Genomic DNA, 26,124 nt, shown 5'->3' with positions numbered 1-26,124 from the left:
TTTTATGTCATTACGAAAATCTACCCGTATCAATAAATACATTAGTGAAAGTGGAATGTGCTCTCGCCGTGAAGCAGACCGCTTCGTTGAGCAGGGCAACGTGTGGATTAACGGTCGCCGCGCCACTACCGGCGACCAAGTGGTAGCGGGGGATCTGGTCAAGGTCAATGGCCAGGAGATCGAGCCACAGGAAGAGGAAGATCTGGTTCTTATTGCGCTGAACAAGCCGGTGGGCATCGTTAGCACCACCGAGTCCAGCGAAAAGGACAATATCGTTGAGTTTGTAAAACACGGCACGCGCATTTTTCCCATCGGTCGGCTCGATAAAGACTCCCAGGGGCTGATTTTTTTAACCAATAACGGTGATTTGGTTAATAAAATTCTGCGTGCCAATAACAACCACGAAAAAGAGTATCAGGTGACGGTGAATAAGCCGATCACCGACGAGTTTATCGAGGGCATGCAGGGCGGTGTGCCGATTCTTGGCAAGGTGACCAAGCGCTGCAAAGTGCAAAAAGAGTCCACCTTTGTGTTCACTATTACCTTGGTGCAGGGACTCAATCGGCAAATTCGCCGTATGTGCGAATACTTCGGCTATGAAGTTACCCAGCTTATTCGCACGCGCATTATGAATGTGCCCCTTAAAGGATTAGCCCTGGGGGATTGGCGCGATCTCACCCCTAAAGAGATTGACACCATTATCGCGCTGACCGAAAAATCAGAAGCCGTGCCAGAGAAGAAGAGTAACGCTAAGCCTGAAAGGCCCAACTACAGCTCAGGCGCTGGCAAGGCAAAGCCGCCCGCTGCCAACAAAGGGCGCCCGAAACCGGCCAAAGCGGGCACCAAAGCCACCGGGGCTAAACCTAAACCACTTCCCAAAGGTAAAAAGGCCGCTAGTGGAAAAGTTAGCACCGGCCCGAAAAACAGTGCTGGTAAACCTCTCCCCAAGGGTAAAGCGCCCGGCAAGCCCAGTGTTAAAAGCAAGCCTAGTGCAAAAGGTAAGCCCGTTGGCAAAGGCCGCGGTAAGCCAGCGGTTGCGGGCAAGCCTTCTCAGCGACGTAAGTAGCTCCTCCTCCTTCAAGAGTCCTTACTGTGATCCCAATCGTCGCTTTTTATGCTGTGATTAGCATGCTCGCTTACATTACCTACGCCATCGACAAAAAGGCGGCTATCAATAACCGCCGTCGAGTGAGCGAGAAAACGCTACATCTGCTTGGAGTAATGGGTGGCTGGCCAGGTGCTTTCCTGGCTCAGCATCGGCTGCGGCATAAAACCCAGAAAACCGCCTTCCAGGTTACGTTCTGGCTGACGGTTGTTGTGAATCTGGCCTGTGCGGGGTGGCTAGCTGTTTCATTGAACCTCATTTAGCCACCCGTTTAGCCACCCTATGCTGCGTGCCTACGCTCTGGCTTGCTCGTTGGGCGCGAAAAGAAAGTTGGCTATCAACTCCTTACCGCCTTCGGTCGCGAACGATTCCGGGTGGAATTGAATGCCGTGAATCGGGTACTCCCGGTGTTTAACGCCCATAAGCTCAAATTCACCCATTGCCTGCCAGCGGCTGCGCTGTTCAAAATTATCCGCTTCCAGGGCACCCACGGTGGCGGTTACTTCCAGGCACTCGGGTAGAGTGGTCGCATCGGCAATCAGTGAGTGATAACGCATCACCTCAAGCTGGTCGGGCACGCCGTTAAACACCGAGCAATTGTCGTGATTGATCGGGCTGATCTTGCCGTGCATGGGTAGCGGCGCTTTAACCACCTTTCCGCCGAACACATGCACGATGCCCTGCATGCCCAGACAAACCCCTAGCAGCGGGGTGGTCTTACCCAGTTTTTCAATTACCTCGGCGCACACGCCAAAGTAGCGTGGGTCATCCGGCGAGCCGGGGCCGGGGGAAATAATGATGCGATCCGGCGCCAGAGCCTCAATGGCGTGGTAATCGATCTGGTCGTTACGTTTAACGATGATCTCAAAATGAGGCAACCCGCCGCGATTCTTCTCCGTGGTCAAGATTTCACCAATAAACTGGTAAAGGTTATAGGTGAAAGAGTCGTAGTTATCGATGATCAGCACCTTCATGCGGGGCTCTCCATATCCGTGCTCATAAAAGGGGCCAGGGCCTTGCGAGTGCCAGCGAATTTGCGGCGAATTTCTTCGTATTCATCCTCGGCGTTGCTATCGAACACGTTGCCGCCGCAGGTTTGTACGTAGGCGCGCTCGCCGTTCACAAACACCGTGCGAATGGGGATGGCAAAGGTGCAGTCGCCGTTAAACGAGAACTGGCCCACCGCACCGCCATAGGGACCGCGACCGTCGGTTTCCAGATCATCGATAATCTTCATTGCCTCAATCTTGGGCGCGCCGGTGAGCGTGCCCGCCGGGAAGTTACTCGCCAGCGCCGTAAACATGTCTTCGCCTTCGGCAATAATTCCGACAATTTCGCTGGAGATATGCTGTACGTGGCTAAAGCGTTTGATATCCATCAAGCTGCGCACTTTTACCGTGCCAAACTGGGCCACCCGGCCAATATCGTTGCGGTGCAGATCCACAATCATATTGTGCTCGGCGATCTCCTTGGGGTCGTTGAGCAGCGCCCGGGCTAGCTGGGTGTCTTCCTGGGGCGTTTGGCCGCGGAGGGTGGTGCCTGCCAGTGGGAAGGTTTCCATCTCACCCTGGCGCAGGCGGAACAGCAGCTCTGGGCTTGCGCCGATCAGCTTCTGCTCGCCGAATTTGACATAGTACATCTGGGGCGACGGATTGATGGTGCGCAACTGATCATAAAGGGCCAGCGTATCGCCCTCAATTCGAAAGCGCTTTTTAAAGCCGACCTCGCACTGAAACACCTTGCCGTTGATGATGTCCTGCTTCACCTTGGCCACCGCCTCGGCGTGCTCGGCTTTGCTCATTGTGTCGCCCAGCGCGGTGATGTGCAGTGGGCCTGCGGGTTTTTCGTCGGCGTCGATCAGCGTCTGCAGAAACTCGTAACGGCTATTGTCGTAATAGAAGTAGGTAACCTCCCCGGTCATCTTGTCGAGGATCAGGCCATCTTTGTAGAGCCCAAAGCGAAAGGTATCGAAATCGTCGCTGGCTTTTAGGGTCAGCGAGGGCTCGAAGTACTGCATGGCATCGTAACCGAGGTAGCCGCTTAAGCCACCCGCGTACTTACGCGAAATAATATTTTGGGGGATCAGGCTACGCAGTAGTTCATAAGGGTTATCGCTTGGGTACTCGTTTGCATTGCCGTCACGGTCTTCGATAGTTAGCGTGTTGCCATTGGCATACAGCGTGTATTCGGGGTCAAAGCCGATGATCGAATGGCGTGCAATATGGCTATCTTCGCCAAGCGACTCCAGCATGTAGCAGGTATCAAACTGCCGCTCGATTTTTTGAAACAGGGCAAAGAAGTCGCAGTCCGCCGCCAGCGTCACGTAGTGAGGTTTGCGTGGCAGCGTAAACGGCTGTGGGCCCGAGGCATGCGTATTGGCAATGGTCATGGTGCATCATTCCGTGAAGAAGCTTGTGAAGAGGATAGCGGTGTTGAAGCGTGCAAGGTGGCCAACGCGCGCGAACCGCGGGAAACCGTGGCGATACCCACCCCTATGGTTTCGGCAATTTTGCGGTGCGGCACTCCTTCACGCAGCAGTTTAAAAATCTGTAGTCGTTTACTGATTTCTTGATACTCTGCGGGAGTCAGCAGGTCGGCCAGTGCTGCGTCCATTGCCTCGGGTGAGTCTATGGCGAGCAAGTGGCGAATAAGCTCAGCCTGGTAGTGATCGTTTGTCGTCATGATGTGTAAGTTGTGAAACCATCGAAGAATGCCATCGGTTAATAAGTAATGTACTAGCGTACTAGTACGCTACATTATTGCTCAGGGAAGTCAAGCAGCTCGTTCTATTTTGAGGAAACACGATGACCGGCTATTTTATTCAAGCCTTTATTTATCTTGTCGCCGCGGTAATTGCGGTTCCCCTTGCCAAACGGTTTGGGCTGGGCTCAGTGCTGGGTTATTTGGTCGCCGGGGTAGTGATTGGCCCGATCCTGGGGCTGGTGGGCCAGGAAACCACCACCATTCAGCATTTTGCCGAATTTGGCGTGGTGATGATGCTGTTTTTGGTCGGCATGGAGCTCGACCCGAAAGGGTTATGGGCGATGCGCGTGCGACTGCTGGGGCTAGGGGGGCTTCAGGTAGTGCTAACCGCTGCTGCAGGCACCGCTATTGCCTTGTGGCTAGGGCTAGTGATGCAAACTGCCCTGGCGGTGGGGCTCATTTTTGCGCTCTCTTCCACGGCGATTGTGCTGCAAACGTTGAACGAGAAGGGGCTTGCCAAAACCGAAGGGGGCCGCAGCGCCTTTTCGGTGCTGCTGTTCCAGGATATTGCCGTTATTCCCATGCTGGCGCTAATTCCGTTGCTGGCACTTCCCGAGTTAATGGGCGACGTTAGCGATGATGGCCACGCCAGCTTAAGCCTGGTCGCACAATTGCCCGGCTGGGCACATGCCTTGGTGGTCGTGGCGGCCATCGCGAGCGTGATAGCGGCAGGCTACTATTTAGTGCCCCTGCTGTTTCGCTATGTGATTAGTTCTGGCCTGCGCGAAGTATTTACCGCCACGGCCCTGATGCTGGTCATCGGCATTGCCGCGCTAATGAGTTTGGTTAATTTATCGCCCGCCCTCGGCGCGTTCCTGGCCGGGGTGGTACTTGCCAACAGTGAATTCAAGCACGAGTTGGAAGCTAATATTGAGCCCTTTAAAGGACTGCTGTTGGGGTTGTTCTTTATTACCGTGGGGGCAGGTATTAATTTCTCGGTGCTGGCGGCGGAGTGGGGCACGGTTCTCTCGTTAGGCTTGGCCGTGATCGTGGTAAAAGGCATGATTCTGCTTGGTTTAGCACTGTTGTTTCGGGTGCGTGGCAGCAATGGCTGGCTATTCACCCTGAGCCTTGCCCAGGCGGGTGAATTTGGTTTTGTGCTGCTGACCTATAGCGTACAGAACAGTGTCATTCCAACCGACATCTCCCAGATTCTCTCTCTAGTGGTGGCGCTCTCAATGTTTTTGACACCGCTACTGTTTATTGCTTACGACCGGTTGGTTCTGCCGCGCTACCGCAGTGCCAAGAATGACGGTCGGGAAGCTGACGCAATCGAAGAGCAGGCCCCGGTGATCGTTGCGGGCGTAGGGCGGTTTGGACAAATTATTTGTCGTCTGCTGCGCGCCAATAGTATTCCCATTGTGGCGCTGGACCATGAGATCGAACAGATTGAAAACCTGCGCAAAATTAACATCAAAAGCTACTTTGGCGACGCCAGCCGCTCCGATTTGCTTGAAACCGCTGGTATCGAGCATGCTAGATTAATCGTTATTGCCTTGGACGACCGCGACCGCGCTGTACACATGGTTAAACACGTAAAACAGTACTATCCCCATGTCTGGGTGCTAGCCCGCGCCTTTGACCGTGGCCATGGCTACCAACTGCGTGATGCAGGGGCTGATGACGTTGTCAGTGAAACCTATCATTCCGCTCTGGAACTGGGCGGCCACGCGCTAACGGCGATGGGTGTCCATCCCATGCGGGCCAAGCAAATGACCTGGGCGTTTGTGCAAAATGAGGATGCCCATGAGGACGAGCTGTTTGAAGCTTGGAAGGAGATCGAGGGGAGTATTAGCTTCAGCCCCCGCTACGGCGAGCTGTTTATGAAGCTGGAAGAAGCGCTGAACAGTGCAATGCAACAAGAGTGGCAAGAGCCCCAGCGCGAAGACGTGCCGATCTGGACGCCTCCCGACCAGCACCGTGATAACGTTTAAAACGGCAGGTGCAACGAGGCGCTTAGCATAGTGAGGTGTTCAAGGGTGGGGGAGTTGATACGTTCGTATTCCAGTCGGCTAACAAGCCGATTGACCGTTACGGTGGCACCGAAGCCTTGCAGCATCGCGGTGCCACTTTCATCGGCACCTTCTACATCGCTTTCACCGCGCCATTCGGTGATGCCGGACTTCGCATAGACGCTAAAGGCGCCCATGCGAACACCGGCGACAATGGCGCCGCCTAAACTTAAGGTATCCATAATCAGCGGATTGACACTGGACGAGGTGGAGATTTCTTCGCTTTCCCTGTAGGCGATTTCCGCGCCAATATCCAGTTGAGGAAGCCGCCAGGGACTGAATCCCGCTGTTACGCGAAAGCCGCTGGAGTAGTTGTCCAGGCTTTGCAGGTCGCTACCTTCCAGGATAACGCCGTTTTCAAGCTGCATGAGTTCGCTGTCGGGGGCGGTATAAGCCATCACCGGCGGGTTATCGTCGGCGTAGCTGCTAAACCAGGGAACAGCACAGCACAGCAGAGTGCTTGCCAAGCGTTTCATTGGCATTTCTCGTACACCTATTGTCATATACGTATGGGTAGAGAGAGAAAGCTATTCCTAATCAGGTTAGCAACTGACTTGGATTTCCACCACTTTAATTGCGCCCTTGGCTAGGTTATCGACTAAATTTTTCCCCATGGTGATAAAGCGCTCGCCGAACACCCATTGAGGGGAGAGCACCGCTTGGCGTGGCGTCTGCTCTTTTTGGCGCTGACGTTGACGCCACTCCAAGGCTATTTCGCTCCAATCTTCAACATGTTCAAGCACAAAGCCGCCCGTTTCGAGCAAACGGGTTAGTGCCGCTAAGGTTAGTAGGTGCGAGTGCTCAGGAGAAGCCGCCCAAGGCACTGGGTAGTGAAGTTGTTCCACGTGGGGGCCGCTGACAACCTCGTGCATGACTAGCTGCCCGCCAGGGCGCAGAACCCGTCGGCTTTCTGCGATTACCCTGGCAGCGCCAGGCATATTCATCAGGCTGTGTTGAAACAGCACGGCGTCAAAACTGTTATCCGCAAACGGCAGGGCATTGGCATTGCCGGTGACCCAGGCAAGAGGTGGTGCGTTAGGTTGCTTAACACGTGAGCTCAGCGCTCTGTTTAATGCACTAAACCCATGAGTAATATCCAGCCCGGTCATTTGAAACCCTAGCGCCGCGCCTTGGCGCATCAATCCACCTAGCCCCGCGCCAATATCAAGCACTTTGCCATGAGTGGCTGGATTGAGCCGTTCAAGCAGTCGTGTGGAAGCCGCTACGCCGCCGATATGCAGTTGATCCAGCGGCGCCAGTTGGTAAAGCGTTGGGCCGTCGGGGTAGTGGGCGTCAATCTGCGCCAACACATTATCAGCGCGTAGGCCGCGCTGATAATGGTCTGCCAACGGATGGGAGGTAGGCATGGCCAGTTACGGCTCTTGATCCAGGCCTAGCTCCTGAATCGAAATCTCGCGCATTTTGAATTTCTGAATCTTACCGGTGACGGTCATGGGGAATTCATCAACAAACTTGAAGTAGCGCGGAATTTTGAAGTGGGTGATTTTGCCTTTGCAGTACTCGCGCAGCTCTTCACCGGTGACTTCGCCCGCGGTACTGTTGAGTTTCACCCAAGCAATCAGCTCTTCACCGTACTTTTTGTCGGGCACGCCGGTGACCTGGACTTCTGAAATCGCCGGGTGGGCGTACAGAAATTCCTCGATCTCTTTGGGATAAACGTTCTCGCCGCCGCGGATGACCATATCTTTAATGCGGCCCACGATCTGGATATAACCCTCTTCATCCATGGTGGCCAGGTCGCCGGTGTGCATCCAGCCCGATTCATCGATGGCTTCAGCGGTGGCTTTGTCGTTGTTCCAGTACTTCAGCATCACGCTGTACCCGCGGGTGCACAGCTCACCGATTTCACCCCTGGGCAAAATACCGCCATTGCCGGGGTCGACGATTTTATTTTCCAGGTGGGGCTGAGTGCGGCCCACGGTAGAAACGCGCTTTTCAATGCTGTCGTTGGCGCCGGTCTGGGTAGATACCGGGCTGGTTTCGGTCATGCCGTAGGCGATTTGCACGCCCTTCATGTTCATTTTGCTGATCACCTGCTTCATGATTTCAGCGGGGCAGATCGATCCCGCCATGATCCCGGTGCGTAGCGACGAGAGATCGGTGCCAGGGAAATCCGGGTGATCAAGCTCAGCGATAAACATGGTTGGCACACCGTAAAGCGCGGTAGCTTTTTGCTCGTGCACTGCCTTGAGCACCTTACCGGGATCAAAGCCTTCATCTGGGTAGATCATGGTGGCGCCGTGGGTCATACAGCCCAGGTTCCCCATGACCATACCAAAGCAGTGGTACAGCGGTACCGGGATCACCAAGCGATCTTCACTGGTGAAGCCCATGCTTTCCGCCACGAAAAAACCGTTATTGAGAATATTGTGGTGAGAAAGGGTCGCGCCTTTAGGGAAGCCTGTGGTTCCGGAGGTGTACTGAATATTAATGGCGTCATCAAATTGCAGCGTTGCTTGCAAGTCATCAACGTCGGTTTGGCTAACCTTGGTGCCTTCGTTCATCAGGTCAGACCAGCGCCACATACCGCTCAGTTTTTCGCTGCTTAAATTAATAATGCACTCAAGGTCAGGCAGTTTTTGCGACTTGAGTTGGCCTTCAGTGCACGCGTTAAGTTCTGGCGCTAATTCATACAGCATGGCGCTGTAGTCGGAGCTTTTGAAACTGTTGGCGGTGACCAGAAAACGCGCGCCGGATTGGTTCAGCGCGTACTCCAGCTCATGGGTGCGGTAAGAGGGATTGATGTTGACCAGAATGGCGCCAATTTTGGCGGTGGCAAACTGTGTTAACGTCCATTCGCTGCAGTTAGGTGCCCAAATGGCCACCCGGTCACCTTTATTGACGCCGATGGAGAGCAGGGCGCGGGCGCAGCGATTGACCTCTTCCTGAAGCTGGCGGTAGCTCCAGTGAATATTCTGGTGTAGCACGATCAGCGCATCGTTATCGGCATGTAGGGTGGCAATTTGATCGAATTTGTCGCCAATGGTCATGCCCAGAAGGGGCTTGTCCGCCATGCTGCTGGAGTAGCTGGGTTGGGTAAGAGCAGGTGATGCCATGTTAAGTCTCTCCGATGTCTTTTTCTTATCTAAACGGGAAGGCAGAGAATCGTTAGCCGTAGTGTTTTTTATTATTAATGACTAATATTAACTTCTAGGGCCTTTAGCCAGGGCGACTCTGGAGCTGGGTTTACGGCCGAGCTCATGAGTAATCCAAAACCCGGTATCAATCACGGCCTGTAGATCGATACCCGTTTCGATGTTCAGCCCTTCAAGTAGATAGAGCACATCTTCTGTCGCCACATTGCCTAATGCCCCTTTTGCATAAGGGCAGCCGCCTAGCCCAGCGGCGGCTGAATCAATCACGCTCACGCCCTCTTCAAGCACGGCATAAAGATTGGCCAGCGCCATGCCGTAAGTGTCATGAAAGTGGGCGGCCAGAAACTCAATGGGCACCTGCTGGCGCGTTGCTTCGATCATGCGTTTAGCAGCCAGTGGCGTACCGACGCCAATGGTGTCGCCCAGGGACACTTCGTAGCAGCCCATCTCATAAAGTGCTTTGGCCACCTCAGCCACCTTGGCCGGGGCGATCTCGCCTTCGTAAGGGCAGCCCAACACACAGGAAACGTAGCCACGCACGCGCACGCCCGCCTCTCGGGCACGCTCTAACACAGGCTCAAACCGTGTCAGTGACTCGGCAATCGAGCAGTTGATGTTCTTTTGTGAGAACGCTTCTGAAGCCGCACCAAACACCGCGACTTCTTCAACACCCACGGATAGGGCGTTTTCAAGCCCTTTTAAATTGGGCGTTAGTGCAGAGTACACAACGCCAGGGTGACGTTGAATGCCGGCCATGACCTCAACGGCATCGCCCATTTGCGGCACCCATTTGGGAGACACGAAGCTGGCCGCTTCAATATGGGTGATCCCCGCTTTAGCGAGCCGCTCGATCAGCGCAATTTTAGTCGCGGTGGGCACGATGTCACCCGGCTCGTTTTGCAGGCCGTCACGGGGCGACATTTCAAACAGCTTTACAGAAGTAGGTAATGGCATCGAGGACTCCTATTCGTTGGCCGCAAAATCGAGTAAAATGGCGCCCTGGCTAACCGTGTCACCCGCCTGAAAGTGGAAGGTCTCCACGCTGCCATCGGCGGGGGCGGTCATGGTGTGCTCCATTTTCATCGCTTCCATGACCATCAGCGGCATGCCTTTCTCAACCGCCACACCGGGCTCCACGAGTAGGGCGACTACCGTGCCGTTCATCGGTGCCGTGAGCGTGGATTCCGCCTCATGGTGACCGTGGTCAATGGCATCGATGCGCCGCCAGAACAGGCGCGTTTCACCGCTTGGATCAGCCATGACCACCACATGACCATCGCGGCGGGCCTGCAGCCGACGGCGGTGGCCGTTCAGGGTGACGGCGACCGCATCGCCGGTCAGCGGCTGTAGGCTCGCGGTGAGGGTCTCATTGCCGATAGTCAGGTTCCACAGCGCCTCGCCAGCGTTGCGTTTACCTTCGACAATCACGACTGTTTCATCACTGTCAGCGGCCTTTACATCTGATGGGTCACACAGAGCAATGCGAATGGTATGGGGTGCATTCAGGCGGAAGCCATCGTGGCGATCCCAGGGGGAGTCACTTTCGCACTCCTGGGCGAGTTGGTTCAGGCCAATCAGCGCGGCGCTGGCGTAGGCCTCCATGCCATAGGTGCGCGGTGCGAACAGGGTGGCTTCGTTACGCTCAATAAAGCGCGTATTCAGTTCGACATTTTTAAAGCCAGGGTGAGTCGCCAGGCGCATTAAGAAGGCGCGGTTGGTGACGACCCCCTGTACGTCCAGCGCTGCCAGAGCGCGGTTTAGGGTCGCCAGTGCCGCATCGCGGTCAGCCCCATGCACGATCAGCTTGGCGAGCATGGGGTCGTAGTGCATTGACACCGCATCGCCGCTCTCTACACCGCTATCCAAACGTACTTGGTCGCCGCTTAGACCAGCACCTTCTAAATCCAGCGCGAAACGGTTGAGCAGGCCGGTAGCGGGCAGGAAATCCTGATCCGGGTCTTCGGCGTAGATACGCGCTTCAAAGCTATGGCCGGTAATCGTCAGCTCATCTTGAGAGCAGGGCAGTGGTTCACCCATGGCGACGCGCAACTGCCACTCGACCAAATCCTGGCCGGTGATCATCTCAGTGACGGGGTGTTCGACCTGGAGGCGAGTGTTCATCTCCATAAAGTAGAACGAGCCATCCGCATCTAGCAGAAACTCGACGGTGCCTGCGCCCACGTAGCCGATCTCCTGAGCGGCGCGTACGGCGGCATCGCCCATGGCGCTGCGCAGCTCCGCTGTCATGCCGGGGGCGGGGGCTTCTTCGATCACTTTTTGATGGCGGCGCTGAACGCTGCAGTCCCGCTCGAATAGATAAACGCCGTTGCCATGACGGTCGCAGAATACCTGGACTTCCACATGGCGTGGCTGCACCAGGTATTTCTCGATCAGCATGCGGTCATCGCCGAAGGCGGCTTTTGACTCACGGCGGCAGCCATCTAACGCGGCCTGAAAACCATCACCGCTTTCCACAACACGCATCCCTTTACCGCCGCCGCCCGCGCTGGCTTTGAGCATGACGGGGTAGCCGATCTTGTCGGCTTCACTGCGCAGCAGGGCGTCATCCTGGTCGTCGCCGTGGTAGCCGGGCACTAGCGGCACGCCCGCATTGGCCATCCGTGCTTTGGCGGCGGATTTATCACCCATGGCAGCAATGGCTGAAGCCGGCGGGCCAACGAAGGTGATACCCGCTTCTTCAAGGGCTTTGACGAAGGTACCGTTTTCGGAAAGAAAACCGTAGCCGGGATGAATAGCGCCGGTGCCGGTACGCTTGGCAGCTTCGATGACGGCATCGATATTGAGATAACTTTCCCGCGCGGCGGCGGGGCCTAAACGCACGGCCTCGTCAGCTTCGCGTACATGGCGGGCGCTGGCATCGGCATCGGAATATACCGCGACGGTTTTCAGGCCCATGCGGCGGGCAGTGCGCATCACGCGGCAGGCGATTTCGCCGCGGTTGGCGACCAGTAGGGTATCAAAAGGCGTCGTGCGAGCGGCTTTTTCGTGTTTTTTCATGAGCGACGCTCCGAAGCGTGGGGTGTGTTATTAGAATCGGCCCAGACGGGGCGGCGCTTTTCAAAGAAACTGGATAAACCCTCTTGTCCTTCTTGGCTTACCCGCAGCTTGGCGATCACCTGGCAGGTATGCTCGCGGGTCTCGTCACTGTCAGGCGCTTTAGCAACCGCGGCCATCAGCGCTTTGGTGGCGCGCTGGGCCTGTGGCGAGCCGGCCAATAGGGTGGCCAGCAGGGTGTCCACTTCGTCGTCTAGCTTGTCGTGTTCCACCACCAGATGGACTAAACCCAGCGCGAGCGCTATTTCGGCGTCCATTACTTCTGCGGTTAACGCATAGCGGCGCATCTGTCGCTCGCCCAGGGCTCGCTGCACGTAAGGGCTGATGACCGCGGGCGATAGGCCGATTTTGACTTCCGAAAGGCAGAATTTGGCTTTACCCGAGGCGATTACTATGTCGCAGCAGGCGGCCAAGCCCACCGCACCGCCAAAGGCTGCGCCTTGCACGCGGCAGACGGTCGGGCAGGGCAGTGTATCCAGGCCGTGCATCAGGGCTGCCAGCTTGCGGGAATCGGCGACATTATCGTCAAGGTCGTAATCGACCATGCGCTTCATCCAGTTCAGATCGGCACCGGCCGAGAAGCTTTTGCCTTCTGAACCCAGCACTACCGCGCGCACTTCGCCCGCTTCGGCTTGCCTATGCAGTGCTTCAAGGTGTGCGTTTAGCTCGGCAATCAGGCCGTCGTCAAAGGCGTTATGAACCTCGGGGCGGTTTAAGGTCAGACGGGCGACGCCGCCTTCAATGATCAGTGTTGAGTAAGCCATGGTGATTGCCCCTTACATCCGGAACACGCCGAAGCGCGTCTCTTCGATTTCTGCATTCATCGCGGCGGCAAGTGACAGGCCGAGCACATCACGGGTTTGCAGTGGATCGATCACGCCGTCGTCCCACAGTCGCGCACTGGCGTAGTAGGGGTGGCCTTGGTGCTCGTACTGCTCGCGAGTGGGCTGCTTGAAGGCTTCCTCTTCCTCTTTGCTCCACTCGCGGCCTTCGCGCTCATGCTGCTCGCGCTTAACCTGCGCCAGTACCCCCGCCGCCTGTTCGCCGCCCATCACTGAAATACGCGCGTTGGGCCACATGAAGAGCAGGTTAGGATCATAAGCTCGCCCACACATACCGTAGTTGCCGGCGCCGAAGCTGCCGCCAATCAGTACGGTGTATTTTGGCACCTTGGCGCAGGCCACAGCGGTCACCAGCTTGGCACCGTGCTTGGCAATACCTTCGTGTTCGTACTTGGAGCCGACCATAAAGCCGGTGATGTTTTGCAGGAAGATCAGTGGAATCTTGCGCTGAGCGCAGAGCTCGATAAAGTGCGCGCCTTTCACCGCACTTTCTGAAAACAGCACGCCGTTGTTGGCTACGATGCCTACCGGGTAACCGTGAATATGCGCAAAGCCGGTGACCAAAGTTTCACCGTAGTAGCGCTTGAACTCATCAAAGTCGGAGTCATCGACGATGCGGCCAATTACTTCGCGCACGTCATAGGGCTTTTTAAGATCCGTTCCCACGATGCCATACAGCTCGGCAGGGTCGAGCTTGGGTGGTTTGGGCGCCTGCATGGCCAGTTGGCCGCGCTTTTGCCAGTTCAAGCGGGATACACAAGCGCGGGCAAGCTGCAGCGCATGAGCATCGTTTTCCGCGTAGTGGTCGGCCACACCGCTGACTTTGGCGTGCACATCGGCGCCGCCTAAATCTTCCGCACTAATGCTTTCGCCGGTGGCAGCTTTTACCAAGGGCGGGCCACCCAGGAAAATCGTGCCCTGCTCTTTAACGATGATCGACTCGTCTGCCATGGCGGGCACGTAGGCGCCGCCCGCGGTGCAGGAACCCATCACCACGGCAATTTGCGGAATGCCTTCAGCCGACATGGTCGCCTGGTTATAAAAGATACGCCCGAAGTGGTCGCGATCGGGAAATACTTCGTCCTGGCGGGGTAGGAAGGCGCCGCCTGAATCGACCAAATAGATGCACGGCAGGCGATGTTTACGGGCGATTTCCTGAGCGCGAATATGTTTTTTTACCGTCAGCGGAAAGTAAGTGCCGCCTTTTACCGTGGCGTCGTTAGCAACGATCACGCACTCGACGCCAGAAACCCGACCAATGCCGGTGACCACGCCCGCCGCAGGAATCTCGCTGTCGTAGATCTTGTGCGCCGCCAGGGCGGAAAATTCTAAAAACGGCGAACCTTCATCGATTAGATGATCGATGCGGTCGCGGACAAACAGCTTGCCCCGGTTTTCATGGCGCTCGCGGGCTTTAGCACCGCCACCCTGGGCGACGGCAGCGGTCAGTTCACGCAGTTTGTGAACTTCACCGAGCATTGAGGCTTCGTTGGCTTGGAACACATCGCTGCGCGGGTTGATCTGGCTATTCACAGTGCTCATGGCGCGACCTTTATTTGCTTTCGGTGAAGAGTTCGCGGCCAATCAGCATCCGGCGAATCTCGCTGGTACCCGCGCCGATTTCATACAGCTTGGCGTCGCGCAGCAGGCGCCCGGTGGGGTACTCATTGATATAGCCGTTGCCGCCGAGTAGCTGAATGGAGTCCAGGGCTACCTGAGTGGCCTTTTCGGCACAGTAGAGGATCACCCCAGCGGCGTCTTTACGTGAAGTTTGGCCACGATCACAGGCACCCGCTACGGCATATAGGTAGGCCCGGCAAGCGTTCAGGGTGGTGTACATATCCGCCACTTTGCCCTGCACCAGTTGGAACTCACCAATCGATTGATTGAACTGCTTGCGCTCGTGGATATAGGGCATCACCACATCCATGGCGGCCTGCATAATGCCAATCGGACCTGCGGCCAATACGGTGCGCTCGTAATCCAAACCACTCATGAGTACGCGTACGCCTTTGCCTTCCCCGCCTAGAATGTTTTCAGCGGGAACGGCGCAGTCCTGGAAGACCAGTTCACACGTGTTGGAACCGCGCATGCCCAGCTTGTCGAGCTTCTGGGCGGTAGAGAAACCGGGCATGCCTTTTTCGATAATAAAGGCGGTGATGCCTTTGGAGCCCGCTTCGGGGTCGGTTTTGGCGTATACCACCAGCACATCGGCATCCGGACCGTTGGTGATCCACATTTTGTTGCCGTTAAGGATGTAGTGGTCGCCATTCTGCTTGGCACGCAATTGCATCGAGACCACATCAGAGCCTGCGCCGGGTTCCGACATGGCCAAAGCGCCCACGTGATCGCCGCTGATCAGCTTGGGGAGATACTTGGCTTTCTGTTCGGGGGAGGCGTTGATCTTGATCTGGTTAACGCACAGGTTGGAGTGGGCGCCGTAAGAGAGCGCTACCGATGCACTGGCCCGCGAGATCTCTTCCATGGCGATACAGTGGGCTAGATAGCCCATACCGCTACCGCCATCCTCTTCAGAGACGGTGATGCCGAGCAGACCCATATCACCAAACTTCTTCCACAGATCATTAGGGAACTCGTTATTGCGGTCGATTTCGGCAGCGCGGGGAGCAATCTCGCTGGCGGCAAAGGCGTTGACCTGCTCGCGCAGCATGTTCAGTTCGTCATCAAGACCGAAGTTGAGTTCTGAGTAGTGTGAAAACATGGTCAATCACCTGTTGTTAATTGTACTGGCTAATAATGTTGGCTAGCGGCGTCGGCAAGTCGAGCTGGCGGCACGAATAACCGGATGCCAAATCAGTGCATCGTGGCGGAAGAGGGGGTAGACGCTTTGTCGGTCGAACCCCCACGATCCTCTTCGTTCTGCTTTTCCTGGGGCTCTTTTTCAAGTAGTTCTTCAAGCGCCTGTCGGCAGCGTATTTCAGCGCTTTCAAGCTCTAACTGCACCATCTTGATGTCTTTCATTTGCTGGTCGAGTGCCGCCCGGCGCTCGCCTATCTTGCTCAGCATCAGGTGCAGCTGCTTCTTACTGCCGCTGCGGGTTTCGTCCCATAGCTCGAATAGTTCGCGGATCTCGGCCAACGAGAAGCCTAAGCGCTTACCGCGGATGGTGAGCTTTAGTCTTACCCGGTCTTTGCTGCTATACACCCGGGTTTGGCCACGGCGCGTGGGGTGAAGCAATTCCTGGTCTTCGTAAAAACGGATGCTGCGGGTGGTCAAGTCAAACTCGCTGGCCAGTTCACTAATCGAGTAGGTTTTGCTCATGGTGACGTTCTCTTTAAAAGGCGTTGTTCCTAAAGGTTGTCACCTATGGAACACTGCCAATGAGGCTAAAACAAGTTTACGTTAACGTAAAGCGATTGTTGCTAGCAGTTGAAAAGCGTTGAAATATAGTAAGTCATTGATATAGCTGTTTTGAAAGCGCTCGTTAATGCAATGGATTTCCAGTGATAGACCAAAGTTGTAATTGTATTGCCATAGCGAGAGTTGATAGTTTGCACATGCACCTTACGTTCAGGTAAGCCATTGGTGGACGATTTCACTACTAGCCGATTACCTGCAATAGAGTCAGCACTACAACAATAAGAGGCTTGCCACTCTATGAGTGCAAACGATGTCCTTCAGGGACCTGTCCTCGAAACCCGAGGGCTAACCAAAGAGTTCCGTGGGTTTACCGCTGTGGACGACGTTAATCTTCAGGTACAGGAAGGGCATATTCACGCGCTGATCGGCCCCAATGGCGCCGGTAAAACCACTGTGTTTAACCTGCTGACCAAGTTTTTGCCGCCTACCCGTGGCGACATTTTGTATCGTGGCAAGTCGATCACCAGTAAAAAATCCAACGAAATTGCTCAGTTAGGCTTGGTGCGCTCATTTCAGATCTCTGCGGTGTTTGCTCACATGACGGCCCTTGAGAATGTGCGGGTAGCCCTGCAGCGCAAGTTGGGTACATCGTTTCATTTCTGGAAGTCTGAAAAATCCCTGGATCACCTTAATGAGCGCGCCCTTGAGCTACTGGAAGAAGTGGGGCTGCGGGAGTATGCCGATACCTTAACGGTAGAGATGCCCTATGGGCGCAAGCGAGCGCTTGAGCTAGCCACCACCTTGGCGCTCGATCCCACCATGATGCTGCTTGATGAACCTACTCAGGGCATGGGCGCGGAAGACGTTGACCGTATCGTGGCGTTGATTAAGCGTGTCTCCCAGGGGCGTACTGTATTAATGGTGGAGCATAACTTAAGCGTCGTGAGCCGCCTGTGTGATCGCATCACCGTGTTGGCGCGAGGCGCTGTTCTGGCCGAGGGCGATTACGATGCTGTTTCCCGGAACCCACTGGTGCGCGAGGCCTATATGGGCAGCGACGCCGCGGAAGAGGATGGTTCTGAAAAAGAGGGAGCTGCTGTATGAACATCGCTGAGGCCGAAGCGCCTGTTGAGAACACGCAAAGTCTAGAAATGTTGCGCGTGCAGGATCTACACGCCTTTTATGGCGAGTCTCATATCCTGCACGGCGTCAATTTTGATGTGAAGCGTGGCGAGCTGGTGACGCTGCTGGGGCGCAACGGCGCCGGGCGTAGCACCACGCTCAAATCGATCATGAACATGGTGGGGCGCCGTACCGGCTCTATCGTGATTAACGGCAATGAAACGCTGCATATGAAGCCGCACCATATTCCACGGTTAGGCATCGGTTACTGCCCTGAGGAGCGCGGTATTTTTGCCAGCTTGGATGTGCATGAAAACCTGCTGCTCCCGCCTACCGTGCGTTCCGGCGGTATGAGCCTGGACGAAATCTACGCCATGTTTCCGAACCTCTATGAGCGGCGTCGAAGCCAGGGCACGCGACTTTCCGGTGGCGAGCAGCAGATGCTGGCCATGGCGCGCATTCTGCGTACAGGTGCTCGCATGCTGCTACTCGATGAAATTACCGAAGGGCTTGCCCCAGTCATCGTACAGAAACTTGCCGAGGTGCTGGTTCAGCTAAAAGAGCGCGGGATGACCATTGTGCTCGTAGAGCAAAACTTTCGCTTCGCGGCGCCGCTGGCGGATCGCCACTTCGTAATGGATCACGGGCAGATTGTCGAAGAAATCAGCGCCGCGCAGCTACCGTCGCGGCGGGAACATCTCAACTCAATGCTAGGGGTATAGCGCACCATTAGACGTACCTGACGACACGCTCGCTGTTCATAAGAACAATAAATGCATCATTTACTTGGTAGATCGTTACACAACCGCTCAAGCACACCATAACCGCTATATCACAACAACAAGGCCCCAGGGCCAGGAGACGAACATGACCTTTATGAAAAAAACGCTGGCTGCCAGCATCGCCGTGGCGGCAGCTTCAAGCATCGCTGTGTCCACCGCCCAGGCAGATATGAGCGATGGTGAAGTCCGTATTGGTTACCTCGCCGATATGTCCGGCACTTATCGCGACCTTGCAGGCCCAGGCGGCTTGACCGCCATGGAAATGGCGGTGGCCGATTTTGGCGGCAGCGTAAATGGCGCCCCCATCGTTATTTCCAGTGCTGACGATCGCAACAGCGCTGACGTGGGGGCTAATACCGTGCGTGGTTGGATCGATCAGGATAACGTCGATATGGTGGGCGGCTTGGTAGCGTCTTCTGTGTCTATTGCGGTAACCAAAGTACTGGAAGAGAACAACGGTCTGGGGATCGTTTCCGGTTCAGCGGCTTCAAGCATTACCAACGAGCACTGCACGCCTAACCACATCCACTGGGTCTACGATACCTACCCACTGGCGAATGGTACTGCTAAAGCGGTCGTCGAGCAGGGTGGCGACAGCTGGTTCATGCTGACCGCGGATTACGCTTTTGGACATGCGCTTGAAGCCGATGTCACCAAGGTAGTGGAAGAGAGCGGCGGTGAGATTGTAGGCGGCGTGCGTCACCCGTTCCCAACCAGCGACTTCTCCTCTTATATTCTTCAAGCCCAGGGCTCGGGTGCCAAGATCGTGGGCCTGGCCAATGCGGGCGCGGATACTGTTAACGCGATCACCACGGCCAGCCAGTTTGGTTTGACGCAATCCGGCCAGCAGCTCGCGGGTCTGTTAATCTTCCTGAATGACGTTCACGCGCTTGGTCTTGAAGCTACGCAGAACCTGCTGCTAACGACCGGCTGGTACTGGGATATGGACGAGCAGTCTCGTGAATGGTCGCAGCGCTACTTCGATGAAGTGGGCCGTATGCCGACCATGGTACAAGCCGGTATCTACTCCAGCACCATGCACTACCTGAAAGCCGTAGAAGCCGCGGGCACCGACGATCCTGAAACCGTGCGTGCGCAGATGGCTGACATGCCCATCGAGGACTTCTTTGCCCGCAACGGCAGCATTCGTGAAGATGGCCGCATGATTCACGATATGTACCTGGCTCAGGTAAAAACGCCTGAAGAGTCCACCGGTGAGTGGGACCTTTACGAAATCCTCAGCACCATTCCCGCCGCAGAAGCCTACCGCCCGCTTTCTGAGAGCCAGTGCAAACTGGTACAGAACTAATCTCAGGCAGCACTTGCGCTAGGAAGTCATCGCAAGAGATGTGCAAAACCGGTTGGCGGCAAGTTGCCGCCAACTGTTTGATGGCGAGGAGAGTCGCGTTATGACGATGATATTCGGCGTGCCAATGGCCGTCTTCATGGGCCAGCTGACGCTAGGTCTTGTGAACGGCGCCTTTTACGCACTGCTTAGCCTGGGCCTGGCGGTCATCTTCGGCCTGTTGAAGATCGTCAACTTCGCCCACGGGGCGCAATACATGCTGGGGGCCTTCGCCGCGCTGTTAGGCTTTCGTTATCTGGGCATTAACTACTGGCTGGCGCTGCTGCTAGTTCCCCTTGTGGTGGGTGCTTTCGGCGTACTGCTGGAGCGCTTTCTGCTGCGCCGAATCGCCCATTTGGATCATCTTTATGGGCTGCTGCTGACCTTTGGTCTGGCACTGATTTTTGAAGGCACGCTGGTCAACTTCTTTGGGGTGTCCGGCGCGCGTTACGCAACGCCTGAGATACTGCAGGGCGGCTTGAACCTGGGTTTCATGTTCTTGCCCACGTATCGTGCCTGGGTGTTGGTGGCAGCACTGGCGATGTGCCTGTTTACTTGGTTCATGATCGAGCGGACGCGGTTAGGAGCCTACCTGCGGGCGGGCACTGAAAACTCCCAGTTGATGCAGGCGTTTGGCGTTAATGTGCCGCTGCTGATTACCCTTACCTATGGCTTCGGCGTGGCCCTGGCAGCGTTCGCAGGTGTGCTTGCCGCGCCGCTCTATCCGGTTTCACCCACCATGGGTTCCAGCCTCTTGATCGTGGTGTTCGCGGTCGTGGTGATTGGCGGTATGGGCTCGATACTGGGCGCCATCATTACCGGCCTGGCGATGGGCATCATCGAAGGCCTGACCAAGGTGTACTACCCGGAGGCCTCAAATACGGTGATCTTCTTCGTCATGATCGTCGTGCTCATGTTGCGCCCAGTCGGGCTGTTCGGTAAGGAGGCATAAGCATGATGACCGAATCTCAACCAATGGCGGCACCCTCAGCGGTGATGGAGCGCCAAAAGCGCGCCAAGTTTCGCCGTAATATGTTTTATCTAGCACTGATCGTAGTGGGGCTGGTAGCACCCTTTCTTGCCTACCCCGTGTTTCTGATGAAAGTGCTCTGTTTTGCGCTATTCGCCTGCGCGTTCAACCTGCTACTTGGCTATGCGGGGTTGTTATCCTTCGGGCATGCAGCGTTCTTGGCCACCGGCGGCTACGTGACCGGCTACTTGCTAGCGAGCTACCCCGGGCTAACGCCAGAGCTGGGTATTATCGCTGGCACCGTGATGGCGACCTTATTGGGCGTGCTGTTCGGGGTGCTCTCCATTCGTCGCCAGGGGATCTATTTTGCCATGGTGACCCTGGCCATCGCCCAGCTGGTGTATTTTATGTTTGTGCAGGCGCCGTTTACCGGCGGTGAAGATGGCTTACACGGCGTACCGCGGGGCGAGTTGTTTGGCTTTATCAGCCTGAGCAGCAACCTGGCGATGTACTACTTCGTGTTTGCGATCTTCATCTTCGGCTTCGCGCTGATTCAGCGCACGGTGCACTCGCCGTTTGGCCAGGTGCTGAAAGCGATTCGTGAAAACGAGCCTCGCGCGGTATCGCTGGGCTACAACGCCGATGCCTACAAGCTGGTAGCGTTCGTGATATCTGCCGGTTTGGCCGGGCTGGCCGGTTCGACCAAAACCGTGGTCTTCCAGTTAGCCTCGCTCACCGATGCCCACTGGCATATGTCTGGCGAGGTCATTCTGATGACCCTGCTGGGTGGGGTAGGAACGCTACTGGGCCCCTTAATGGGCGCGGGCATAGTGGTTAGCCTCCAGCATATTTTGGCCCAATCGCCGCTGGGCAACTGGGTGAGCGTGATCCTCGGCATTATCTTTGTGTTCTGCGTGCTGAGCTTCCGCAGCGGTATCGTCGGCGAGCTGGACAAAATGTACCGGAAAAACTTCAAGTAGCCCTTAGAGACGGCTTTGTCTCGTGCTTATCGATTCTTCCCATTGGGCGCCGCTTGGCGCCCTTTTTTCTCGTCTCTTTTGTTATGCGACGCTCAAGATTTTCCATACGCCGCTTGAACCTCTACACCTAAGGTCGCAAGCGCATGCAGGTTGCTTGTGATCGGGTAAATGGATAAGTTAACGTTAACGTCAATTATAACGACAACAGCAGTGCGCACGCGCATTTGCGGAGATACGCCATGAATTTTGAACTCAACGAAGACCAGGTCGCCTTTGCCGATATGGCGCGGGCGTTTGCCCAAAACGAACTTGAGCCCCATGCGGCCGAGTGGGACCAAACCTCGTTCTTTCCGGTCGATGTGATTCGCAAAGCGGGCGAGCTGGGATTTTGCTCGCTGTATGCCCCAGAAAGCGTAGGCGGGTTAGGGCTTTCGCGGTTGGATGCCAGCATCATATTCGAGCAGCTCGCCATGGGCTGCACCTCGACCACGGCGTATCTAACCATTCACAACATGGTGACCTGGATGCTGGCGGATTTCGGCACACCAGATGCCGTAGAGCAGTGGGGCGCAAGGCTTGCTACGGGTGAACTGTTGGGTTCCTACTGCCTGACCGAGCCTAACTCAGGTTCCGACGCCGCCTCGTTAAAAACCACCGCCAAGCGCGATGGCGATCACTACGTGCTGACCGGCAGCAAGATGTTTATTTCCGGCGCGGGTAGCACCGATTTTCTGGTAGTGATGGCGCGCACCGGTGGTGAGGGAGCGAGCGGTGTGTCAGCGTTTGCGGTGGATGCCAAGAGCGACGGCATCAGCTACGGGCGCAAGGAAGAGAAAATGGGCTGGAACAGCCAACCCACCCGCATGATTACCTTTGAAGACGTGCGGGTGCCTGCCAATCACCTATTGGGCAACGAAGGCGACGGTTTCAAAATCGCCATGAAGGGCCTCGATGGCGGGCGGATCAACATTGCCACGTGTTCAATCGGCACCGCGCAGCAGGCGATCAACAAAGCGCGGGAATACATGCTCGAGCGCAAGCAGTTCGGCAAACGGCTCGCCGAGTTCCAAGCGTTGCAGTTCCGCCTGGCCGATATGGTCACCGAGCTGGTCGCGGCACGCCAATTGGTGCGCATGGCCGCTACCAAGCTGGACGCTGGCCACGCCGATGCACCGACTTACTGCGCCATGGCCAAACGCTTTGCTACCGATGTGGGCTTCAAGGTATGCGACGAAGCGCTGCAAATGTACGGCGGCAACGGCTATATCAAGGAGTACCCCATGGAGCGCTACGTGCGCGATACCCGGGTGCACCGGATTCTCGAAGGCACCAACGAAATCATGCGCCTGATCATCTCCCGCCGGGTATTGGCAGACGGCGCCACCGAGCTGTAAAGGATAAGGAATGCCCATGAGCAGTGTACTGTTTACCGAACACCCCGCCCAAGACGGCCACGTCATCGCCGAAATAAAGCTGGATGCCGAGCGCTCGCTGAACGCGTTAACGCTCGAGATGTGCGAAGCGATGTTGCCGCGCCTGCGCGAATGGGCCACCGACGAACGCGTGGTGGCGATACTGCTGGATAGCGCCGGCGAAAAAGCGTTCTGTGCCGGTGGGGATGTCGTCAATCTGTACAAAACAATTACCGGCGAGGGCGACCCCAGCTTTCCCGAACGCTTTTTCGAAACCGAGTACCGTCTCGACTATTTACTGCACACTTATCCCAAGCCGGTGATCTGCTGGGGGAGCGGTATTGTCATGGGCGGCGGCATGGGGCTATTGAGTGCCAGCAGCCACCGGGTGGTGACCGAAACCTCGCGCCTGGCCATGCCGGAAGTCACTATCGGCCTTTACCCGGATGTTGGCGCCAGCTGGTTTTTGAATCGCCTGCCCAACGGTACAGGGCGCTTTTTAGCCATGACCGGCTGTCAGGTCAGCGCGCCGGATGCCGTACACCTCGGCCTGGCCGATCGCTGTATTGCCAGTCACCACCGGGATGCCTTGCTACAGCAGCTCATCGATGCGCGCTGGGGTAAAGGCGCTGACACCGATGCCCACGGCGTGGTCAACCGCATTATGCGCGAGCTAGAGCAAACCTCGCAGCCGGTGTTTGCCGAGCTGGAAGCCCCCGTTTATCAGCACGCCACGCTGATTCGCGAATTGATGGATCACGACAGCGTCGAGCAGATCGTTGCCGCTATTGCCGCGGTAAAAAGCGACAACAAGTGGTTCAACAAAGCGCAGAAAACGCTGGCCCACGGCAGCCCGGTGTCCATCAAGCTGATCGATGAACAGTTGAAGCGCGCCAAACACATGTCGCTGGCGGAAGTGTTCCAGTTTGAGATGGCGCTTTCGGTACAGTGCTGCCGCCACCGCGAATTCCCTGAGGGCGTGCGTGCGCTGTTGGTCGATAAAGATGGCCAACCCGCGTGGACTTACCCGGATGTCGCTTCGGTGGAAGAAAGCTTTATCAATGAACTGCTGGCCTCTCCCTGGTCGCAAAATCCTCTGTCGGATCTGCGCTAACTTAATTTCCCAAACACGCTAACAAGGACAATAAAGATGACGACTGTTGCATTTATCGGTTTAGGCAATATGGGTGGCCCGATGGCCGCCAACCTATCGAAAGCGGGTTTTAACGTTCGCGCTTTTGACCTTTCAGAAGACGCACTAGAAACAGCCAAAGCCAACGGCTGCGAAGTCGCGTTTTCAGCCCAAGAAGCCGCCACCGGTGCGGATTTTGTCATCTCAATGCTGCCCGCAGGCAAGCATGTGCGCGGACTCTATGTTGAAGGCGATACGCCGCTGTTCGAAGTGATCAAGCAGAGCGCGCTGGTGATCGACTGCTCCACGATTGATGCCGATACAGCCCGCAGCGTAGCCGCCGAAGGCGAGAAGCTAGGCGTTGGCTTTGTGGATGCGCCGGTTTCCGGCGGGGTAGGCGGCGCGCAAGCGGGCACACTAACGTTTATCGTGGGTGGCTCGGAGGCTCAGTTCGAACAGGCCAAACTAGTGCTGGACGTGATGGGCAAAAACATCTTCCACGCCGGAGACCATGGCGCCGGGCAGGTGGCCAAAGTGTGCAACAACATGCTGCTATCCATCCTGATGGCGGGCACCTGTGAAGCGATCAATATGGGCGTCAAAAACGGCCTCGACCCAGCGGTGCTATCAGAAATCATGAAGCAGAGTTCCGGCGGCAACTGGGCTCTCAACGTTTACAATCCCTACCCAGGCGTCATGGAAAACGCCCCCGCTTCGAAAAACTACCAAGGCGGCTTCCAGGTAGACCTGATGATCAAGGATCTGGGCCTGGCCATGGATGTCAGCCAGCAAAGCGCCTCCGCAGTACCCATGGGCTCCGCCGCCCGCTCGCTGTTTACCCTGCATAAAGCCAAAGGCAACGGCAAACTCGACTTCTCCAGCCTGATGCAGTTTTATCAGGATAAAGCGTGAGGGTAAGTGGTAAGGCGTAAGGTGTGAATCGTGAAAGGCGAGGAGCACGGAGTGGTGTATTCTCTTCCCACCATCCATTAACAAAAAAGGACAACCATGATCACGCTTTGGGGCCGCAACAACTCCACCAACGTCAAAAAAGTGCTGTGGGTACTGGAAGAGCTGGAACTGCCTTTCGAGCAAATCCAAGCCGGTCTTCATCACGGTGTTAACAATACTCCGGAATACCTGACCATGAACCCCACCGGGCTGGTGCCGCTACTCAAAGACGACGCCACCGATAGCGTGCTGTGGGAATCCAACGCCATTATTCGCTACCTGGCCGCCCAATACGGCCAGAACAAGCTTTGGATCGAAGCACCCGCCGAGCGCGCCCAAATGGAAAAATGGATGGAGTGGGCCAACAGCACGCTAACGCCAGCTCACCGCAAGATCCTGATGGGATATGTCAGAACATCGCCCGAAAAACGCGATAACGCCGCCATTGAAGCAGCGGTGAAAGAGTCCGAAGCGCTATTCAAATTAATGGACAATGCATTGGCAAAGCAGGCTTGGTTCTCCGGTGACGAATTTGGCTTGGGTGATATCGCCATCGCGCCCTTTATTTACAACATGCTCAACAGCGGACTAACTTGGCAATCGCACCGCAATCTTGAACGCTGGTACCAACAGCTCACCGAACTACCCAGTTTCCAAAAAGTGGTGATGATCCCAGTAACATAAACAGTGGGCGCAAAATGAGCGGTGGTTAGCCCCGCTCATCTTTAGAAGAGTTCATCACAATGTGCGTAGCAATGGCACTCACATGTGTTTGAGTGCCCAGCACATCGGTATGAAAACGCTTGTAGCTGGCAAGATCGCTAGTTTCCACACGCAGCAGATATTCAAACGAGCCCGCAATGTTATGGCACTCGGCCACTTCACCGGCCACCAGCATGGCACGCTCAAACCCCTCTTGGGCGGCTTTGGTATGTGACGATAACCCCACCGTGACATAAGCCACAAACCCTTTGCCCGTATGCTCCGGCGCGGTCACCACGCGGTAGCCTTTAATAACGCCATTTTTTTCAAGCTCTTGGACGCGTCGCAAGCAAGCGGAGGGAGAAAGATCAACGCGCTGAGCCAGCTGTACGTTGCTGATTTTTCCATCATGTTTTAGTGCTTGCAATATTCTGCGGTCTATCGTGTCAATCTTCATGGTTTGTTGCATATAAAAAGAAACGAAGCCCACATTA

General features: G+C 55.9%; 25 protein-coding genes. 12 read left to right on the top strand and 13 right to left on the bottom strand.

Going from position 1 to position 26,124, the window contains the following annotated elements:
- Positions 1–4: 4 nt before the first annotated feature.
- Complete coding sequence (rluF, locus tag V8L71_RS00375; RefSeq protein WP_336272910.1) at positions 5–1,066, top strand: 23S rRNA pseudouridine(2604) synthase RluF; 1,062 nt, start codon at positions 5–7, stop codon at positions 1,064–1,066.
- A 26-nt stretch (positions 1,067–1,092) separates the two neighbouring features.
- A complete protein-coding gene (locus V8L71_RS00370) occupies positions 1,093–1,368 on the top strand; it encodes a DUF1294 domain-containing protein (RefSeq protein ID WP_336272909.1) in 276 nt (91 codons plus the stop codon).
- Positions 1,369–1,398: 30 nt separating this feature from the next.
- Here V8L71_RS00370 and V8L71_RS00365 read toward each other — a convergent pair whose 3' ends face one another.
- From V8L71_RS00365 to V8L71_RS00355, 3 genes are read right to left on the bottom strand one after another with little or no spacing between them, the layout of a single operon-like run.
- A complete protein-coding gene (locus tag V8L71_RS00365; RefSeq protein ID WP_336272908.1) occupies positions 1,399–2,079 on the bottom strand; it encodes an anthranilate synthase component II in 681 nt (226 codons plus the stop codon).
- The gene (locus V8L71_RS00360; protein ID WP_336269220.1) at positions 2,076–3,494 is read right to left on the bottom strand and encodes an anthranilate synthase component I family protein; all 1,419 of its coding nucleotides are present in this window, start codon (positions 3,492–3,494) and stop codon (positions 2,076–2,078) included. Before V8L71_RS00360 ends, V8L71_RS00365 begins: the two co-directional genes overlap by 4 nt.
- Entirely contained in the window at positions 3,491–3,787 is a 297-nt protein-coding gene (locus tag V8L71_RS00355; RefSeq protein ID WP_336272907.1) for a Trp family transcriptional regulator, read from the bottom strand. Before V8L71_RS00355 ends, V8L71_RS00360 begins: the two co-directional genes overlap by 4 nt.
- 122 nt (positions 3,788–3,909) lie before the next feature.
- Here V8L71_RS00355 and V8L71_RS00350 point away from each other — a divergent pair, with 122 nt between their 5' ends.
- On the top strand, positions 3,910–5,802 hold the full coding sequence (locus V8L71_RS00350) for a monovalent cation:proton antiporter-2 (CPA2) family protein (RefSeq protein ID WP_336272906.1): 1,893 nt from the start codon (positions 3,910–3,912) through the stop codon (positions 5,800–5,802).
- Here V8L71_RS00350 and V8L71_RS00345 read toward each other — a convergent pair.
- The 9 genes from V8L71_RS00345 to V8L71_RS00305 all read right to left on the bottom strand — a co-directional run bounded on the left by V8L71_RS00345 (position 5,799) and on the right by V8L71_RS00305 (position 16,195).
- Positions 5,799–6,362, bottom strand: a complete 564-nt coding sequence (locus tag V8L71_RS00345; RefSeq protein ID WP_336272905.1) for a hypothetical protein — start codon at positions 6,360–6,362, stop codon at positions 5,799–5,801. The genes V8L71_RS00350 and V8L71_RS00345 overlap by 4 nt on opposite strands.
- 60 nt (positions 6,363–6,422) lie before the next feature.
- Positions 6,423–7,247, bottom strand: a complete 825-nt coding sequence (locus tag V8L71_RS00340) for a class I SAM-dependent methyltransferase (protein WP_336272904.1) — start codon at positions 7,245–7,247, stop codon at positions 6,423–6,425.
- Positions 7,248–7,253: 6 nt separating this feature from the next.
- A complete protein-coding gene (locus V8L71_RS00335; RefSeq protein ID WP_336272903.1) occupies positions 7,254–8,957 on the bottom strand; it encodes an AMP-binding protein in 1,704 nt (567 codons plus the stop codon).
- 87 nt (positions 8,958–9,044) lie between these two features.
- Positions 9,045–9,950, bottom strand: a complete 906-nt coding sequence (locus tag V8L71_RS00330) for a hydroxymethylglutaryl-CoA lyase (protein WP_336272902.1) — start codon at positions 9,948–9,950, stop codon at positions 9,045–9,047.
- Between the two features lie 9 nt (positions 9,951–9,959).
- Positions 9,960–12,014: an acetyl/propionyl/methylcrotonyl-CoA carboxylase subunit alpha gene (locus V8L71_RS00325; RefSeq protein WP_336272901.1), complete on the bottom strand. Its 2,055-nt coding sequence runs from the start codon at positions 12,012–12,014 to the stop codon at positions 9,960–9,962.
- On the bottom strand, positions 12,011–12,835 hold the full coding sequence (locus tag V8L71_RS00320) for an enoyl-CoA hydratase/isomerase family protein (RefSeq protein ID WP_336272900.1): 825 nt from the start codon (positions 12,833–12,835) through the stop codon (positions 12,011–12,013). The genes V8L71_RS00325 and V8L71_RS00320 overlap by 4 nt, the downstream gene beginning before the upstream one ends.
- A gap of 12 nt (positions 12,836–12,847) precedes the next feature.
- A complete protein-coding gene (locus V8L71_RS00315; RefSeq protein WP_336272899.1) occupies positions 12,848–14,455 on the bottom strand; it encodes a carboxyl transferase domain-containing protein in 1,608 nt (535 codons plus the stop codon).
- Positions 14,456–14,465: 10 nt separating this feature from the next.
- Positions 14,466–15,635, bottom strand: a complete 1,170-nt coding sequence (locus V8L71_RS00310) for an isovaleryl-CoA dehydrogenase (RefSeq protein WP_008956737.1) — start codon at positions 15,633–15,635, stop codon at positions 14,466–14,468.
- Positions 15,636–15,727: 92 nt separating this feature from the next.
- Positions 15,728–16,195 (bottom strand): MerR family transcriptional regulator, encoded by a 468-nt coding sequence (locus V8L71_RS00305; RefSeq protein ID WP_336272898.1) that lies wholly within the window; start codon positions 16,193–16,195, stop codon positions 15,728–15,730.
- Between the two features lie 336 nt (positions 16,196–16,531).
- Here V8L71_RS00305 and V8L71_RS00300 point away from each other — a divergent pair, with 336 nt between their 5' ends.
- The 9 genes from V8L71_RS00300 to V8L71_RS00260 all read left to right on the top strand — a co-directional run bounded on the left by V8L71_RS00300 (position 16,532) and on the right by V8L71_RS00260 (position 25,612).
- Positions 16,532–17,338, top strand: a complete 807-nt coding sequence (locus V8L71_RS00300) for an ABC transporter ATP-binding protein (protein WP_336272897.1) — start codon at positions 16,532–16,534, stop codon at positions 17,336–17,338.
- Entirely contained in the window at positions 17,335–18,078 is a 744-nt protein-coding gene (locus tag V8L71_RS00295; RefSeq protein WP_226249569.1) for an ABC transporter ATP-binding protein, read from the top strand. Before V8L71_RS00300 ends, V8L71_RS00295 begins: the two co-directional genes overlap by 4 nt.
- Before the next feature lie 145 nt (positions 18,079–18,223).
- Positions 18,224–19,447, top strand: a complete 1,224-nt coding sequence (locus V8L71_RS00290) for an ABC transporter substrate-binding protein (RefSeq protein ID WP_336272896.1) — start codon at positions 18,224–18,226, stop codon at positions 19,445–19,447.
- 100 nt (positions 19,448–19,547) lie between these two features.
- Positions 19,548–20,435, top strand: coding sequence for a branched-chain amino acid ABC transporter permease (locus V8L71_RS00285; protein ID WP_336272895.1), 888 nt, complete (start codon positions 19,548–19,550; stop codon positions 20,433–20,435).
- A gap of 5 nt (positions 20,436–20,440) precedes the next feature.
- A complete protein-coding gene (locus V8L71_RS00280) occupies positions 20,441–21,433 on the top strand; it encodes a branched-chain amino acid ABC transporter permease (RefSeq protein ID WP_290702762.1) in 993 nt (330 codons plus the stop codon).
- A gap of 239 nt (positions 21,434–21,672) precedes the next feature.
- Positions 21,673–22,827, top strand: a complete 1,155-nt coding sequence (locus tag V8L71_RS00275; RefSeq protein WP_295708962.1) for an acyl-CoA dehydrogenase family protein — start codon at positions 21,673–21,675, stop codon at positions 22,825–22,827.
- A gap of 16 nt (positions 22,828–22,843) precedes the next feature.
- A complete protein-coding gene (locus tag V8L71_RS00270; RefSeq protein WP_336272894.1) occupies positions 22,844–23,959 on the top strand; it encodes an enoyl-CoA hydratase/isomerase family protein in 1,116 nt (371 codons plus the stop codon).
- A 30-nt stretch (positions 23,960–23,989) separates the two neighbouring features.
- Positions 23,990–24,889: a 3-hydroxyisobutyrate dehydrogenase gene (gene mmsB / locus V8L71_RS00265; RefSeq protein WP_336273028.1), complete on the top strand. Its 900-nt coding sequence runs from the start codon at positions 23,990–23,992 to the stop codon at positions 24,887–24,889.
- Between the two features lie 96 nt (positions 24,890–24,985).
- Entirely contained in the window at positions 24,986–25,612 is a 627-nt protein-coding gene (locus V8L71_RS00260) for a glutathione S-transferase family protein (RefSeq protein ID WP_336272893.1), read from the top strand.
- Positions 25,613–25,637: 25 nt separating this feature from the next.
- On the opposite strand, the gene V8L71_RS00255 is transcribed toward V8L71_RS00260, so the two are convergent.
- Positions 25,638–26,087, bottom strand: a complete 450-nt coding sequence (locus tag V8L71_RS00255; protein ID WP_336272892.1) for an Lrp/AsnC family transcriptional regulator — start codon at positions 26,085–26,087, stop codon at positions 25,638–25,640.
- Positions 26,088–26,124: the final 37 nt, after the last annotated feature.

Origin of the sequence: Vreelandella indica, from assembly GCF_037070225.1 — a bacterium.
GTDB classification, from domain to species: domain Bacteria; phylum Pseudomonadota; class Gammaproteobacteria; order Pseudomonadales; family Halomonadaceae; genus Vreelandella; species Vreelandella arctica.
The sequence above is the reverse complement of the archived record's forward strand: the minus strand, read 5'-3'. Positions and strand labels throughout refer to the sequence as shown.